The sequence below is a fragment of the Saccharibacillus sacchari genome (assembly GCF_037722395.1).
GTDB lineage: Bacteria > Bacillota > Bacilli > Paenibacillales > Paenibacillaceae > Saccharibacillus > Saccharibacillus sacchari_A.
Genome location: NZ_JBBKAR010000056.1, coordinates 308,433 through 323,898, shown reverse-complemented (window position 1 = coordinate 323,898; position 15,466 = coordinate 308,433). Strand labels below are relative to the sequence as shown.

Here is a 15,466-nt window from a genome sequence, read left to right as displayed (position 1 = left end):
ACTCCTTAGTACATATAAAAGTATCCGGCCAATGCGCCGGGCAGAACCGCCCACATAAAAGGAAACGTCAGATGATTAGCCCGATCCGAAGCAAGCGGCGTGAGACTGCGAAACATAAACACGCCTACAAAGCTGCTGAAAATCCGTTTGATCCGGCGCATACTTTCACGACGCCAGATTAAAATGCCAAGACCGATCGCTCCCGCAAATAAAATCGAATACAGCAACGTTTGGGCAGCAAACAAAGTCCCTGTCCAAGCTCCGATCCCGGCAAACAATTTCACATCTCCCGCTCCGACCGCGCCAAGCAAATACAATGCGAACAGTACAACAAAGCCTATCGCGCATCCTTTCGCCGCAAACAACAGCCCGTCCAGCCCGTGAACGGCACCTTGATAAATCAGCCCGGTAGAAACAAAGGTCAGATTAAGCCAGTTCGGGATTTTCCGGGTTCGAACATCCGACATAAATGCAACAGCCAAAAAGCAACCACAGCCGATATAGGCCAGAATATCATTCATTTTGTTCCCTCGTTTCTTTTTCCTTACTTGCCCCAACGCCCGCGATACCGGACCGGTTCTTGCGTGCGATATCCTGTCCGATCTGCGGTATCGCCGGTGTTGGTTGCTTGTCTCTTTTGCTTAGTCCGGAACCCGAACCTCGAAGGAGGCTTCCGCCGTCGCTCCACTCCCAGTGTCTACAACAAGCGCCCATTCGCCGGGAGTCGTATTGCCGCCAACCAACCAGGTCCAGGAAAGATTCCCCGAAGCATCTGCGGTTTGTTGTCCCAGATAACGCGCCCGGCTATTACCGCTTTTATAAACGACCTTGATCGTAGCTGTCTGACCCGGTTCAATCTTCGCCGTAACCGTGGCCCGGCTTCCCCGATAAGCGGGACTAGGTACGGAAGTAATCGTGGCTGTTCCGCTACCTGCACTCGGATCTGTGCTGCTTGTGGCAGCTGTCTCTCCCGTATCGCCAATCCACGCTCGCTCCTCTGCTTTGGCACGTATGGACATGGCTTTCCCTGTAAAAGGAACCCGAAGCGGCATTTCATAAGTCAGTTCCACGCCGAAGTACGGTTGATTACTTGCCCCCGTTGTCGGAATCGTAATCCCGATCACATGCAGCTTATCCATATCGAGCGGACCGTCCTTGATCAGAGGCTGGAGTAGCGGCTTAATGACAGGGTCAAGTACAGCCGAAGATATTTCATCCTTTAGCGATTGAAGAGGAACGTCCCCGCTGGCTGCGGCTTCCGCTACCCAGCCTCCGATCGGCTCCGGAAGCGAAGACGCATAAGTAGCCGCCAACTCGCTGAAAGAAATCTTCGAAAATCCTTGCAATCCCTTCGCAATAGGCTCCGTTTTGCTTAAATGATCCGCTGCCATCTGTACCGGATACAAATGAGTGGACACTTGCTTCGCAGCTTCTGAGGCAGTTGTTTGCAAAACGGTTGAGTAGGCAGTCATTTGCACAATATAAGCCAAGAAAATGAACGTAAAAAGGAAAATAGGCAGGACAAGCGACGCTTCTACAGCGATGCTGCCCCGTTCACCGGCAGCCCGCCGGAGCTTTTTGTACATTCGCTTCATGTTCCGCCTCCGTCAATCAATAAGAATAGTCCGCTTGTAGATCGACCGTGTACGCTTTGCCTGTCCAAGTACCTCCGCCAACACCGAACGTTTTCATGACGCCTGGCAGGAACCAGATCGGTATTGACATCGCCGTATCGCCTGACAGGTAGGTATAGTGATCATCCGGGTTGACACCCGTATCGAAACGGATCAGTGCCAACATTCGGGACAGACGGTTATCGTTCCCTGGATGTGCGAATAAGAACAGTCTTAAGTGGTCTTTGTAGGTCAGTTTGATCGGAAGGGTCTTGGCCAAATCAATATGTCCTACGGTGATCAGCGTTGTCATATCGGCAACCGCCGCCCTCAAGCCTTCCAAGATCGCTTTTGCCAGGATTACGAGTGGATTGCCGAACGCCAGGATTGTCGGATCGACCAATGCTTCCATCGTCCGAATCGCCAGACGCATAGCGAAAATTTCGCCGTAAGCCGCTGCAAGATTCCCTGCCGGGTTGCCAAATCCATAAAGGATATACTCCAACTCTTGCTGATCGATCGAGAGCAGTTCTGCGGCCGCCGCTCCGTCAATTGAAGCACCGGGTTTCATCAATGCCTCTACTTTAGAGAAATCAAAATTGGAGAAATGATCGGAGGCGTATTCGTTTTGCAATAGCCGATCGCCTGTCGCATCCAACATCCCCGAAATTCCTCCGAAAAATCCGTCCATTTTTTCCATGGAATCTTTTCCTGCCGCAGCAGGGTCCTCTTCTCTGGCTGTTGTCTCAAGAGCTTCGACGGACGCGCGATTCAGATCGATGTTTTCCTGAAAGTATTTCTCGACCTCTTGAAAATCTTCAAGATGGCCTTTTGATTCGGAAAGGAATTTAATCAGCTCATTCGCTTTTTCAAGCTCGCCTTTGGCCTGCTTTTCAAATTCTTTGCGTTGTTCCTCGTGCGTGCGATGTTCCGCAAACCTTGCCTCAATCGCTTTGATCACGCTGCCTCCGCTTCCGTAGCGACCGTTGTATTGGGAAGAAGCCTGACCGGCGGTAGCCACATTAAGCTTTAGATTGTACGCGCTCATTCCTGAATCGCCAAAGGCACGAGGGAGTATGCTTTCCAGCAGCTCCACTTTGGATTTCATGAAGACGAAGTCCGTTTCTTGATCCGTGATATGTTTCTCCATTTCAGTAAAGAACTCAGCGTTTAAAGGCAGCTTTTTCATTTCTTCGCGAATCTCTGACGTAGTGCCGGACGGACCGCCTTCTGCACCCGGAATATCCGAGCGCGTAACGGTATCATAGGCTTCGTCTGCACTCCTTGTTCCTATCGTCGCGATAACCGCAGACATTTCCGCGTTATACTCTTTGGCTTTGAGCAAATGCTCTCTCGCCTTGATCAAGTCATTCGTATGAGGCGGAAAAGCAGTTCCTACGGCATGATTGACGCGTGCTATAGCACTTCCCGACTCCCTTTCGTACTGATCGATTCTTAATAACAAGTTCAGCCATTCCAAAAAACTCGGATTGTCTTCTTCTCTCGTTTCCTCATCCAGCCCTACCGGTACAGTTATTTTTTCCGGAGGCGGCGTTTCGGAAGAAACCCGGTCTTTTTGTACCTTATAATCGTGGTATTGCGCAGCCATATCGGTTGCTGTCGATACGCTTCCGCTAAGCGGAGAGTCAGCGATGTCGCCGGTTCCGCCGCTTCCGGCCGTCCCGATGCTCGTGACCACGCCGTCTGTTCGCTGCCCGGCTTTCTTCATTAATTCGAGCATTTTATCTAATTCGGCTTCACGCTTGTCATATAGCTTCTGTACTTTTTCAAGCACTTCAACCGCACCCGAAGCTTCCTTCATCGTCTGCGACATTGGTTTGAATCGTCCAACCACTTCAATCGCAAAGTTAACCGGTGCTTTATATTTCATTTCTTCATTAATTTGCGTTTTAAAAACTTCGTAATTGCCCAGTTCACGACTGAGTTCTACCGAAGAAGACACCAACTTGGCATCCATGATCGGTAGCATATCCTCTCGCGCCTTGTACTCAAGGCTTCGCTCAAGCACGCCCGAGAAAATCAAGGACGGATCTGTTTCACCATAGGCAAATAGTCCATAACTACTTTGTAATTCCGGTATGTATGCCGACATTACCGAGCGCGTGGCGGCATGTACAAGCCGTTCACTTTTGGCCTTCAATGCCGCCATCCGTGAATAGTCAATAAAGATCGCAACGAATGCCAGCATGACTGCCAGAACCAAGCTTAGAAAAATAGTGATCGAACCGTGCTCTTTCTTCCAAAGACGAGGCTTCGGTGTAAATGGGCGCCAACCTCTACTTTTTTTTGATTTAAATTTCAACTTTTCACCCCCAAGCCGGAAAGCATCCCCAATCGTACATCCCGGCTTTTGTTCGTTTTTCGGTCACTTCTTTTTTGCCACCTTGCTCAATTGAACTCCGGCATTCTTGGGCGTCATCGCTACGGCTTCTCCGCCTTTTTCTTCGGCAGGTACAGCTTCGTCTGCTTTAAACTTGCCCGCATAATAACGCACCAGTTCGATATTGCGGATAAATTCCACAGGTTCGACGACCGTCGAGTATTGCGCGCCCCCCATTTTATCTCCCGCGATCCGCTTGATCGGAGTCAGATTGAGCGGTGTGTACAATACCGTCGTAATCGGATGCAGCAGTCCGCGCTCGCTGGTCATCGTCCCGTCCATGCCTGCCGGAAGCTGCGTTGCCGCCTTTGCCATTTTGGTTGCACTCAGCGATCCGCCTGGCCCTCCCGGAACACGGATCGTTTCTGCCGCCGTCTCTCCGCCAACACCGCTGAACAGCGCTGCGAGCAGTTGGTCGTCGGTCAGACGCCAGTAAAGCCCTTCTTTCTCCTCAGGATTTTCACCAAAACTACCCGTACGCGCGTCCTTATGTTGATTGTTCCAGCTATATGCGGCGCGTTCGGACGTAATCGCTGAGGCTTGGACGAGCATCGCGCTTTGGTAAAGGTAGAGGCAGAGCATAAGGATCATGATGACGCAGAGCATGATCATCGGCATGACTAGAGCGGATTCAACAGTAAATCTACCGCTAGAGTCGTGTATGAATTTTGTCGTTGCAGGTTGATGCATACGATCACTTGACGTCTTCAAAGAATTGATTGGTTTGCGTATTCAACTTAGTGAACAGGTTGTTCATAAGAGTAGCAATTTGTTTTCTGAACAAAAGCGCGATAACCACCGTCACCGCAATAATCAAAATGATCTCCAACGTCCCCAAACCATCTTCTTCCTTCCAAAATCCTTTGACCTTGTTACCGATCGCTTGCAGCATGAATATTCCTCCTTAGAATAGAAAACTCAAAATAAAAACTTGAACGTTCCTTACATTTGAATCAACATCATAGCCGGTCCCCCGACCATCAGCATCACGACCAACAGAATCAGCACCATCGGAAACACCAATTTCGACGAAGCTTTCTCCCCTTGAATCCTTCCCAGCGCCTTGCGCTTGTCCCACAGCGTTCTCGACAAATCCCTCAGCGCCATCGCGAACTCTCCGCCTCCGCGCTTATGATTGAGCAGAACCGTAGTCACGAAGACCGTCGCATCCTGCACGCCGCAACGTTTGCCGAACTGTTCGAACGCCTGGTGGAACGGATCGCCGCTACGCCATTCCGTCACCATCCGGTCAAGTTCCTTATACAGCGGATGGTCACTGCCTTCTTTTTGCTGCGAACAACGTACGATCGCTTGCTGGACCGTCTCACCTGCACCGACCAACAGCACAATTTTGTTCAACATTTCCGGTAGCTCCATCAGGATCTTATCCTCACGTTTTTTCACTTTGGCAGCCAGGTCTTTGATCAGGGCAAAAGGAAGGACCACAGCCATCCCCATCCCAATCGCCAACCAGGCTACCGAACCGCCGTTGCCGATTGCCATCGCACAGCCGAATATCAATAGCAGCACTGCATACAGCAGCATTTGCGCCATAAACAGCATCGTCCGCTCCGCGCTATCGCGCAGACCTTCGCCTCTTTGCACCGAAGACTGAAGCTTGTGGAAAAAGATCGGGAACCTTGCGGCAACCCGCATATGTTCAACCAATACCAGCATCAATGGCAGCAGACCTCTTAAACGAATACCATCCATCGGCAGCGCGGCGATTTTTTTGTGCGCTTTCGTTCTTTTGGTTGCCGCTATCAATAGCACAACTACCAAGACCAACAGCAGAACTCCCGAAATCAGTGTTACAATCATGCCTTCACCCCGCTTAGATTTGAATATTCATGATGCGTCCCATCAGCCAGGCACTTAGAAACAGCAAGCCGAGGCCGACGCTAGCCAGAATAATCCCCATCGGAGTGCCATACAGCGGAGCCATAAATTCAGGCGCCGAAGCGTTGATAAACAGAATGAAGATGAACGGCGTCGCCAGCAAAATATTCGATTCGAATTTTTTCTGCGCGATCATGACCGAAATATCCTGCTGGATATCCATCTTCTCCCCGATTACGGTTGATGTGCGCCGCACAACTTCGATCAAGTCGCCGCCGGTGCGTTTGCAAGTCACGAAGACATCGATAAAGTTGTCGATATCTTCGATCTTCGCTCGCCGACCAAAGTCGAGCAGTGCCGATTCGATCGGTTCGCCGTACTCCAATCGCGTCGTAATGACGTCCAGCTCGCGAATCATGTCGCTATTTCCCCCAGGGTACAACAGCTCCAGATCCTTCGCGGCTTCCCGAAACGCGTTTTCAACAGACCGTCCGGCTGCCATCGACGAGGACAGCGAGTAGAGCGCCTGCTTAAAATGCAACTTCAACAATGTTCGCTTGCGTTCGATCTGTCTTTTCTGCCACATCTTCGGCGCTTTTAACGCGGGGATCGTCAGCAGAAAAGCAAGCAACCACATGTTGTAAAAGATCATGCCGACCGCAAACAAAACGCCGGCCACAACGATCATGCTCAAAACTTTCTCGTATCCCGCCAGCTTATACGTCGTATAGTCGCGCAATTTATCCGCTGGCGAAGCGGAAGTTGCGGATGACGTCCCCACGGGACCAGGCGGGCCTCCGCGCTGCGGAACTCCTTTCCCGGACGCGGCTTTGCCCGTGGCCGGCCTGCGGGCTCCGCTTGCGTTCATGCGCAGCAATAGATTCACCCCCTTTCAGGCAGCCCGGCAACCTCTCGCCAGTCGGCCGCTCCCGCGTCCTGTAATTTGCCGGTATGCATCATCGGTTCCGGGCGTCGCCGCAGCTTTCCGACAATCTTGCCTTCCTTCTCGCCTTCTTCCTCGAAGCGGAACAGTTGTCTCAGCTCAACCTGTCCGTTTTTCATGCCGAGCACTTCGCTGATCTCCACGACACGCCGGGAACGGTCACGCAGTCTCGACAGATGCACGAACAAGTCGATTGCGGAGGAGATCTGCTGCCTTACCACTTCAACCGGCAGATCGGCTCCACTCAATACCATCGTTTCCAAACGGCTGAGCATATCCTTCGCGCTGTTGGCGTGACCCGTGGATAAACTGCCGTCATGGCCCGTGTTCATCGCCTGAAGCATATCCAGCGCCTCCGCGCCGCGCACTTCCCCGACCACGATCCGGTTAGGACGCATGCGCAGCGAGGAACGGATCAGATCGCGGATCGAAATTTCGCCTTTGCCTTCCACGTTCGCGTTCCGCGTCTCCAGCGAGACCAGGTTGGGCACGGTGACAATCTGAAGCTCCGCGGAGTCTTCGATCGTAATCACCCGTTCATCCGGCGGTATATACTGCGACAGCGCATTGAGGAAGGTCGTTTTGCCCGAACCTGTTCCTCCGCTAATAAAAATGTTGTACCGACTGCGCACCAACGTTTTCAAGAAGTCCGCGGCCTCTTCGTCCAACGCTCCCCGTCCGACTAGATCGTTCATGGTCATCGGCTTCTCGGGAAACTTACGGATCGTCATCGTTGGCCCTTTCAACGCGATCGGAGGCAGCACCACGTTCACCCGCGAGCCGTCTTTGAGACGTGCATCGACGATTGGCGACGATTCGTTCACGACACGGTTGACGCCGGATACGATCGTTTGCACAATGTCTTCCAGCTTTTCCTTCGATTCAAACGTTTGCGGTACACGGCGCACTTCGCCGTGACGCTCGATAAAAATTTCCGTATGCCCGTTGATCATGATCTCCGTTACCGTCTTGTCATCCACCAGCGGCTGCAAAATATCGAGTCCGCGGAACGAGTCGTATACCCTTCGAACCAGCGCACGCTTTTCTCCCGATGTCATCGTTACGGCGCGCACGTCGGACAGCACTTTGCGCTCGATCAGCTTCATCAGCTCTGCATCGTCCGCCGATTGCGTGACATCCAGCGAAGATCGAACCTCGGCCCGCATCGTGCGGAACATTTCCTCCCGAAGCTGCTCCTCCTCGGCCGCACTTTTCATTGCCAACCTCCCGCAGCCTGTGCCAGTTCTTTGCCTGTAGCGCTGCGGTTTCCCCGATTGCCCAGCCCTAGCTGTTCGCACAGCGCAAGAATATCGCGTTGGAAAATGGGGGAACCCAGCAGCACGTCCTCACGCGACAAATACTTCCAAGACGGGATATAAGACAAGAAGGCAAAAGGACGCATCTCCGGTCTGGGCAAAGGATTCTCCAAATGATCGCTGTACCGATTCATGATAAAATGACTTTTCCCCAGCAACGTATAGAAACGTTCCGGTTGACGGGTTTCCCGGTAGCTCACCCAGCCTGCCACTTTCTGCATATGCAGCAAATCATCGGTCAGCAGCCAAAGCACCCGATCCGCCCGATCCAAAAGCGCCTCGGAGCGTGCATGGTTTTCGGTATCCGTATCGGCCACGATGATGTCGCACATCTCGCTCGCAGCCAGATAGTCGAGCAGAGCCGTCGTGTCCGCTTGATCCATCTGAAGCAGCTCGTCCGGGCGATCCAACGGCGGGAAGGAAGCACACTTCATCCGTTCTTGAAAAGACGCATATCGAGATAACGGCGAGTGACAAACCTCCCCGGTCTCCCGGGCAGCGCGCAGATCGTAGAGCAACTCGGGTAAGCCGCCTTCCTGCCCTTGATGTCCTCCGCTTCCGCTTCGGAACGTGACCGAACTGTCTATCGTCTCCAAATTCAGATAAAAGACCCGAAGTCCCCGGCCTCCAAGCTGTTTAGCCAAGTTTAGCGCCACCGTCGTCTTGCCAGCTCCAGCCGCCGCCGAATACACAGCAAGCACTTCCGCTTTTCCGGACGAAGTCAGCATTCCTTTTGCCGAAACCTGCGCGCTGCCCGCCAAGTCCATTACCGCCGTTAGCAGCAGGTTCAACGGTTGGAACGGAAGCAGTACCGGACCACCTAAGGCAATACTTTCTTCCCCGCCTCCAAGCACGGCCCAAGCAATGCCTTTTCCCCTCTCGGACGCCAGCCACGGTGACAGGAAATCCGGCTCGCCCAGCACAAAGTCCGGCCGTGTCTCGCCCATCGCTTCCAAAAAGGCTTCCACCTTCGAAAAAGCTCTTACGCTCACCTGTTTGGCAAATTCTCCGGTGCGCGCATATAGCAGGAAAGGTTCGATATATTGTTCGTCCGCCACTGCCAACGTAATCTGCAAATTCCGCATATGATGTCTCCTCGCTCTCCACGCAACACAAAAAAGCACCGCTCACAAACCTGCCATTTTGGGCAAGTAAGGAGCGGTGCTTCCGCCGTGTTCCATTCATTTGATCTCACAATAGCATAGAGCCTGCGAGCAGGCAAGACCCATTTTTTTCTTTTTGCTTATTCTTTTAAACCTGGCCCGTATCCAAAAATCGCTCTCGCACACCCGGCGGAGGAAGCGGGCAAACGTCGTCTTTTCCGAACCAACGATACCGATTGCGCGCGATATAGCGATATACGGCATCCCTCAGCGGGCGTGGCACGATAATCAAAGCATACAGCAGCGGCCATGGAAAACGCAGCTTGCGCGCAATGCGCAAAGCGGCGGTCGAGCGTACGTATCGTCGTCCCTTTTCAACCAATACCAACGTATTCGGTTCGCCCGATGCTTCAAAGCCTTCGCCGCCGGATAGTTGCGCCCCAAGCTCGGATTGAAGAGAAGCGAAGCCAAAAACGCCTTTCGGATCCCGCTTGACGATAAACCGAACGGCTCCCTGGCAGAAATGGCAAACGCCGTCGATCAGTACGACAAAAGAGTGTTCCGCTTGAATTCCGGATTTGGGTTTCATCTGTATCCCCCCTCTTCGCTCCAACGTTTCGCTTCTATTTTCTTTACCCTTAACCCCATCGTATGCGCTGCCTGTCGGCTACAAAAAAACGAACGCCAGGAATATTCCCGACGTCCGTTTTGGTCCGTTTGCGTTTTCGACTTTCCCTCAAGCCTATGCTCGACGGGCAGCTTGTCCGCCTACGCGAGTTGTTCGAGTCTTCCATCCTGCATCTGCGCGTCAAGTTCAACCTTGAACTTTTCGAAACAGTTGCAGATATAGTCTTTGCGGCAGATTGGGCAAGGCGTTTTGAGCAGGCGGCTGACGTTGGTCAACTTCCACTCTGGGAAACGGTTATAGAAGACGCGGCACATCGTACCGTCTTCCAAATGCAGAACGAATTCGTACAGTCCGTCTTTATCGTTGCTTCCGGCCTTGTCTACACCTACGACTTTCGGTCTGTAAGCCATTTTAATATCACCCGTTTTCATAGTCTCGACATGGGAAGAATGCTCCACCCACGCCGCGTGCTTATATAGCTTAATGAATTTCACTCTTTGTGTCAACCGCGCAAAAAGCCATTTCATGATGAAAAAAGGCCGGAAGTTCCCCGAGTCAGGGAGAGCTTCCGGCCTTTGCAAAAAACAAAGTTTAGATCACGCTTAACTCCACGTCGATATTGCCGCGCGTCGCTTTGGAATACGGGCAAAAAGCATGCGCTTTTTCCACCAATTCTTTCGCTTTATCGGGGTCTAATCCGGGAATGCGCACTTCCAGTTTGCCTGCCAGCTTGAAGCCGCCGTCGGACTCGTCTTTACCGATATGGATATGGCAGGTCACTTCCGTGTCCGGAATATCGATTTTTTCCTTGCGAGCGATGTTTGATAGGGCACTTTCGAAGCATGCACTGTAACCGGCTGCAAACAGCTCTTCCGGGTTCGTGCCTGTACCGCCGCCTCCGCCAAGTCCTTTGGGCACGGAAAGTTGCAGATTCAGCGCACCGTCCGCCGATTCCACTACGCCGCTTCTTCCGCCTCTGCGCGCTGTCGCTTTTGCTGTGTACAAAGCCTCCATGTATCCTTCACTCCTCATATGGAATTTGAGCCATAGCCCGTTTGTCAAACTATCTAATGTATAAAGCAAACCAAGCAGAATGAAACGAAAAAAGCGATTTGCAAAGCTCTATTAAATTGTTTACAATCAAAAAGAGAGTAATCATTTTCTTCGAGGAGGAATTTTGATCATGTCCGTTTATGAATACGAAGCTCGTACGTCCAAAGGAAACGAAGTCAAGCTGTCCGATTACCAAGGTAAAGTTGTGCTGATCGTGAATACGGCAAGCAAGTGCGGATTCACGCCACAATTCCAGGGTCTGCAAGAGCTGTACGACAAGTACCACGATCGCGGCCTGGAGATCTTGGGTTTCCCGAGCAACCAGTTCATGGAACAAGATCCGGGCAGCAACGAAGAAATTTTGGAGTTTTGCCAGATCAACTACGGCGTTCAATTCCCGATGTTCGAAAAGGTGGACGTCAAAGGCGACAATGCGCATCCGTTGTTCCGTTATCTGAGCGACGAAGCTCCGGGACTGATGGGCTCCAAAGCGGTCAAATGGAATTTCACCAAGTTCCTGATCGACAAGGACGGCAAGCCCGTTAAGCGCTTCGCTCCGCAAACCTCTCCGGACCAGCTCGAAAAGGATATCGAAAAACTTCTTGGTTAATAAGCAAAAGCCCACCGTTTAAACGGTGGGCTTTACTGGTGCAGGATGAAAAAAATAAAAGGCCGGGAAACCCTGAATTCAGGATCTCCCGGCCTCTTCGCATGCGGTAGAGAGGACTCGAACCTCCACGGGTATACACCCACTACCCCCTCAAGATAGCGTGTCTGCCATTCCACCACTACCGCACATCAAAGAATTGAGTCAACTTCTATATCATACTTGGTTTTAAGCATGCAGTCAATCAATTTTTTCTGATTGTGCTTTTAAGTTATATTTAGTTACATATAATGATAATTTAATTAACACATAAGAAATAATCCGCAAGAATTCTGTAATATTAGCTTGACCTTTTTCAAATAACCATGTAAAAATGAATCCATAAACCTTTTTGCAACGATAAAAACCCAAAAACCTAACATTCAAATAACATATCTATTGATCTTAAATTCAAGGAGGTACGGCATATGCACAGCGGACAAAAGCTTCTCAGCTACATGACTTTGCTCGAATCGTCGTCCCCATCCCCTATAGGCTGTATCAAGGAAGACTTGAATGGCAAACGCCTTACATGTACCGAAGCTTTCGAAGAAGTGATGCGCTCTTATATCCATCCTCGACTGACGCATATCGAGGGCCGCGCTATCGAAGATACGTACGCAGCTTTGCAAAGAGTCGATTACGAGAGCGTATTCCGGATCGATCGCAATCTCCGAACACGCACAAGCCCGAATGAGATCGACAGCGAAATGCGGCGGGCGGGACGCAAGCTGCTCAAGCTATCAAAATCGCTCTACCCCTGGATGAACTTTAATCCCATAGCAGAAGCGCTGCAAGCCGAAAAAGCTTTCGGATGTCCGGCAATCTTCTACGCCTGGATCAACTTCCAACTGGAGATCGAGTGCAACGAAGCCGTCCCCGCTTATCTTTACCACCACACGACGGCTTATGTCGAATATTGCTCGCGGTTACTCCAACTCGACGATGTCACTCGCCGCAAAATATTGATCCGTATGATCGACGATGTATCCGAACGCTGGTTACACGCTCGTCAGTCAACCATTCCTTCCTTCATGTCTGAAACGATTTACGAATCTCCTATCAAAAAAACGCTTTGAAGCCGAGGCTTCAAAGCGTTTTTTTGCGCAACTCCGTCATTCCGTTCTATGTAGACGTTCCGCTTGGCCCTTCGTCCGACGCTTTACGTTCGCGCCGATAAGTAACGAAATCCATATACTCGCGCACAAACGCCTTTTCTTCCTCCGAAAGCTCGTCATTCTGGCAATCCAATTGCCGCGAACCTTCAAAAAAATAACGGTTGCCCGCTTCTTTAACCCCTTCAGGCCGCCATTCTTTCCCCGTCATCAACCAATCCAGGCTCACGGAAAAGAAAGCCGCGATCTCAATCAGTTTGTGCGTGCTCGGCGTGGATTTCCCTCTACGCCAATCGCCAAGATTCCCTGCACTGATCCCCAGACGTTCACCGAATGCCTTTTTCGTCATGCCGCTACCTTTGATCAATTGTTCGATCCGAGCGTAAATCGACTGCAAAACACCATCCCCTTCAAAACCGTTTCCACTCCAATATTACGTAATTACGCAACATTTCATTGAATGTTTACGTATTTGCGTATATAATTGGTTTTATGGTAAATGATCCCTCATTCGTCTCTTTATCGATTATAATTCATCTTTTTGCGCATGAACAGGAGGAGCGCTACATTGCAAAGAAAAAAACCAATTACTCCATTCGGCTGGGAAATCAAACGGCGCTTGGCCGAACTTGAGATGGACCAGAAAACATTTTGCGAACTTTACGATATCCCACCTTCCCGCCTATCCAATATCATTAACGGAAGCCGAAAAGCAGCGAAACACCGTAAACAAGTCTCGATCCTGCTCGGACTCTCCGACTCGTCGGCAACCTCGCTTTTTGCAGACGAGGATTCCCGAAGCGCAGAAGCAGCCGGAACAGGAAGGTGAGCCATGAATATCCCGAAGTCGTTGCCCCATGGAGCTTCCATTTCCGCAAAAACAAAGATGTCCACCTGGAGCTCGGTCTGCGCTAGCTGCGATCGCATCCATTCTCCCGAAGGCTGGCGCAAGCCGGCCTCAGGCGAGCTCGACCATTCCCAGATCACGCACGATATTTGTCCGGACTGTATACGCGATTTGTATCCCTCATATGCGCATATTGCAGATCAACTGTCTGCCCGTACACCCAAGCCGAACCAACGTCGATATTCGTAAAACAAAAGACGCAGACCCTGTGAAGAGTCTGCGTCTTTATCGTATGCGGTAGAGAGGACTCGAACCTCCACGGGTATACACCCACTACCCCCTCAAGATAGCGTGTCTGCCATTCCACCACTACCGCATATTCAATAATTCGTTTTGCGAATTTCAATCACCATTTCGATCTGAGGAGAAAAAGAAATGGTGAGCCATGAAGGACTCGAACCTTCGACACCCTGATTAAAAGTCAGGTGCTCTACCAACTGAGCTAATGGCTCAAAGTGACCCGTAGGGGATTCGAACCCCTGTTACCTCCGTGAAAGGGAGGTGTCTTAACCCCTTGACCAACGGGCCTTGATGTCTTGCGGCTCGGCGTTTCTCAACTGAGCACAAGTAAGAGTATATCAAATATCCAAGCTACAATGCAAGTGTTTTTTTATTTTAATTTCATTTTATTTTTAAGAGCTTTTTTCTACACTTAACAGATACAAAAAGAGGAACCTTTTCAGGTCCCTCTTTACTTTACGTATGTAAATTACTTTGTTTGAAAAGAAATGGCGGAGAGAGAGGGATTCGAACCCTCGCACCGCTAACGCAGTCTAACCCCTTAGCAGAGGGTCCCCTTATAGCCACTTGGGTATCTCTCCATAAAAATGGCTCCCCGAACAGGACTCGAACCTGTGACAACTCGATTAACAGTCGAGTGCTCTACCAACTGAGCTATCAGGGAACATTGTGTGGCGTTGAATGTTGGCTAACGTTTCAACAAGAAATAATATACCATGCTAGGACTTTTTCGTCAACTGTATTTCAAAAAAATCCTTAAAATAAAAAGAACCCTCATCACCTCCGGTGAAATTAGGGTTCTTATGACGTCCTTTACGCGCGATTTGATTCAATAGATCCTGCTTTGTTTTGGTTCTGCGCATTCGCATATCCATTGCCGCAAAAGGGCTTCTCCACTCCGTCACGTCTGCTTTGCCTTCTCTGACTCGCTTATCCCGCATTTTTCTGGATGCCGATTTGGCCATGTGTCAAACCTTCCTCTCATTCAAAAAGATATCGAATCCCGCAAACGGGAGTCTCCACTATTATATCGGATTCGGAGAGGAAAAAGTCAATCTCCCACAGTTTTAAGCTCCAGCGGCATCCCTATGCCTCTTTGAATTCTTCAAGACGAAGCTTGCCCGCACAACGTCCGCAGCGGTAGCGAGAAGCATCCATCCGCCGCTTGCGTTTATACTCCATGCCGCAGGCGCAGCAGATCAGCTTGTATTTAAACGGTAGCGTCCTTTTCGCTTTGTCGGGAAGCGCCTGGCAAAAGCGGCTTCCGCCTACCTTTGCCAACAAAAGCTTGAAGTCGGCATCCCGATGACGGTACCCACGACCCGCAATATGCAGATGGTAATGACACAGCTCATGCTTGATGATCCCCTCCACCGCTTCAAGTCCGTGAGCCTCAAGTTGATGCGGATTAATCTCAATATGATGGGATCGCAGAGCGTAACGTCCACCCGTCGATCGTAATCTTCCATTGAAAAAAGCACGATGCCGGAACGGTATGCCAAAATGTTCAAGCGATACGTTTTCGATCCATTGTTGAAGTTCTTCGTCCGTCATGCTTCGTTCAACTTGCACATCCATCCCTCTTTCTATGCGTCCTTATATTGAATTGTAACTTGAGATTGGACTACACTGTCAAGGAAAGGTCGTAATATATCCACTACT

18 protein-coding genes and 6 tRNA genes are annotated in these 15,466 nt (G+C 50.7%); 3 read left to right on the top strand and 21 right to left on the bottom strand.

The annotated features are described in order from the left end of the window. Positions 1-5: 5 nt before the first annotated feature. From WKI47_RS22815 to WKI47_RS22760, 12 genes are all read right to left on the bottom strand, one after another. Entirely contained in the window at positions 6-521 is a 516-nt protein-coding gene (locus WKI47_RS22815; RefSeq protein ID WP_340229480.1) for an A24 family peptidase, read from the bottom strand. Positions 522-641: 120 nt separating this feature from the next. Continuing rightward, positions 642-1,595: a TadE family protein gene (locus WKI47_RS22810; RefSeq protein WP_340229479.1), complete on the bottom strand. Its 954-nt coding sequence runs from the start codon at positions 1,593-1,595 to the stop codon at positions 642-644. A 16-nt stretch (positions 1,596-1,611) separates the two neighbouring features. Beyond that, the gene (locus WKI47_RS22805; RefSeq protein WP_340229478.1) at positions 1,612-3,603 is read right to left on the bottom strand and encodes a hypothetical protein; all 1,992 of its coding nucleotides are present in this window, start codon (positions 3,601-3,603) and stop codon (positions 1,612-1,614) included. A gap of 396 nt (positions 3,604-3,999) precedes the next feature. After that, positions 4,000-4,632 carry a pilus assembly protein gene (locus WKI47_RS22800; protein WP_425355499.1) on the bottom strand — a complete coding sequence of 211 codons (633 nt, stop codon included), beginning with the start codon at positions 4,630-4,632 and terminating at the stop codon, positions 4,000-4,002. 76 nt (positions 4,633-4,708) lie between these two features. Beyond that, positions 4,709-4,906 carry a Flp1 family type IVb pilin gene (locus WKI47_RS22795; protein ID WP_340229476.1) on the bottom strand — a complete coding sequence of 66 codons (198 nt, stop codon included), beginning with the start codon at positions 4,904-4,906 and terminating at the stop codon, positions 4,709-4,711. 50 nt (positions 4,907-4,956) lie between these two features. Beyond that, positions 4,957-5,835, bottom strand: a complete 879-nt coding sequence (locus WKI47_RS22790; RefSeq protein WP_340229475.1) for a type II secretion system F family protein — start codon at positions 5,833-5,835, stop codon at positions 4,957-4,959. Between the two features lie 13 nt (positions 5,836-5,848). Beyond that, positions 5,849-6,721: a type II secretion system F family protein gene (locus WKI47_RS22785; protein WP_340229715.1), complete on the bottom strand. Its 873-nt coding sequence runs from the start codon at positions 6,719-6,721 to the stop codon at positions 5,849-5,851. Between the two features lie 14 nt (positions 6,722-6,735). Beyond that, positions 6,736-8,013: a CpaF family protein gene (locus tag WKI47_RS22780; RefSeq protein WP_340229474.1), complete on the bottom strand. Its 1,278-nt coding sequence runs from the start codon at positions 8,011-8,013 to the stop codon at positions 6,736-6,738. After that, complete coding sequence (locus WKI47_RS22775; RefSeq protein WP_340229473.1) at positions 8,010-9,197, bottom strand: hypothetical protein; 1,188 nt, start codon at positions 9,195-9,197, stop codon at positions 8,010-8,012. Before WKI47_RS22775 ends, WKI47_RS22780 begins: the two co-directional genes overlap by 4 nt. A gap of 166 nt (positions 9,198-9,363) precedes the next feature. After that, the gene (locus WKI47_RS22770; RefSeq protein ID WP_340229472.1) at positions 9,364-9,804 is read right to left on the bottom strand and encodes a thiol-disulfide oxidoreductase DCC family protein; all 441 of its coding nucleotides are present in this window, start codon (positions 9,802-9,804) and stop codon (positions 9,364-9,366) included. A gap of 179 nt (positions 9,805-9,983) precedes the next feature. After that, positions 9,984-10,253, bottom strand: coding sequence for a hypothetical protein (locus WKI47_RS22765; protein ID WP_340229471.1), 270 nt, complete (start codon positions 10,251-10,253; stop codon positions 9,984-9,986). Between the two features lie 181 nt (positions 10,254-10,434). Next, a complete protein-coding gene (locus WKI47_RS22760) occupies positions 10,435-10,857 on the bottom strand; it encodes an organic hydroperoxide resistance protein (RefSeq protein WP_340229470.1) in 423 nt (140 codons plus the stop codon). 169 nt (positions 10,858-11,026) lie between these two features. Here WKI47_RS22760 and WKI47_RS22755 point away from each other — a divergent pair, with 169 nt between their 5' ends. Further along, a complete protein-coding gene (locus WKI47_RS22755; RefSeq protein WP_340229469.1) occupies positions 11,027-11,506 on the top strand; it encodes a glutathione peroxidase in 480 nt (159 codons plus the stop codon). A 102-nt stretch (positions 11,507-11,608) separates the two neighbouring features. Here the strand turns inward: WKI47_RS22755 and WKI47_RS22750 are convergent. Further along, positions 11,609-11,691: transfer RNA gene (locus WKI47_RS22750), tRNA-Leu, on the bottom strand. A gap of 279 nt (positions 11,692-11,970) precedes the next feature. Here WKI47_RS22750 and WKI47_RS22745 point away from each other — a divergent pair. Then, complete coding sequence (locus tag WKI47_RS22745) at positions 11,971-12,621, top strand: urease accessory UreF family protein (protein ID WP_340229468.1); 651 nt, start codon at positions 11,971-11,973, stop codon at positions 12,619-12,621. A gap of 46 nt (positions 12,622-12,667) precedes the next feature. Here WKI47_RS22745 and WKI47_RS22740 read toward each other — a convergent pair whose 3' ends face one another. Beyond that, positions 12,668-13,054 (bottom strand): helix-turn-helix transcriptional regulator, encoded by a 387-nt coding sequence (locus WKI47_RS22740; RefSeq protein WP_340229467.1) that lies wholly within the window; start codon positions 13,052-13,054, stop codon positions 12,668-12,670. A gap of 171 nt (positions 13,055-13,225) precedes the next feature. Between WKI47_RS22740 and WKI47_RS22735 the strand changes: the two genes are divergently transcribed. Continuing rightward, positions 13,226-13,486, top strand: coding sequence for a hypothetical protein (locus tag WKI47_RS22735; protein ID WP_340229466.1), 261 nt, complete (start codon positions 13,226-13,228; stop codon positions 13,484-13,486). 311 nt (positions 13,487-13,797) lie between these two features. Here the strand turns inward: WKI47_RS22735 and WKI47_RS22730 are convergent. The 7 genes from WKI47_RS22730 to WKI47_RS22700 all read right to left on the bottom strand — a co-directional run bounded on the left by WKI47_RS22730 (position 13,798) and on the right by WKI47_RS22700 (position 15,358). Beyond that, positions 13,798-13,880: transfer RNA gene (locus WKI47_RS22730), tRNA-Leu, on the bottom strand. A 60-nt stretch (positions 13,881-13,940) separates the two neighbouring features. After that, positions 13,941-14,016 (bottom strand) — tRNA-Lys (locus WKI47_RS22725). Positions 14,017-14,020: 4 nt separating this feature from the next. Then, positions 14,021-14,092, bottom strand: a tRNA-Glu gene (locus WKI47_RS22720). Between the two features lie 201 nt (positions 14,093-14,293). Further along, a tRNA-Ser gene (locus WKI47_RS22715) sits at positions 14,294-14,385 on the bottom strand. A 7-nt stretch (positions 14,386-14,392) separates the two neighbouring features. After that, positions 14,393-14,468: transfer RNA gene (locus tag WKI47_RS22710), tRNA-Asn, on the bottom strand. Between the two features lie 55 nt (positions 14,469-14,523). Beyond that, positions 14,524-14,769, bottom strand: coding sequence for a hypothetical protein (locus WKI47_RS22705; protein WP_340229465.1), 246 nt, complete (start codon positions 14,767-14,769; stop codon positions 14,524-14,526). Between the two features lie 121 nt (positions 14,770-14,890). Next, on the bottom strand, positions 14,891-15,358 hold the full coding sequence (locus WKI47_RS22700; protein ID WP_340229714.1) for a SprT family protein: 468 nt from the start codon (positions 15,356-15,358) through the stop codon (positions 14,891-14,893). Positions 15,359-15,466: the final 108 nt, after the last annotated feature.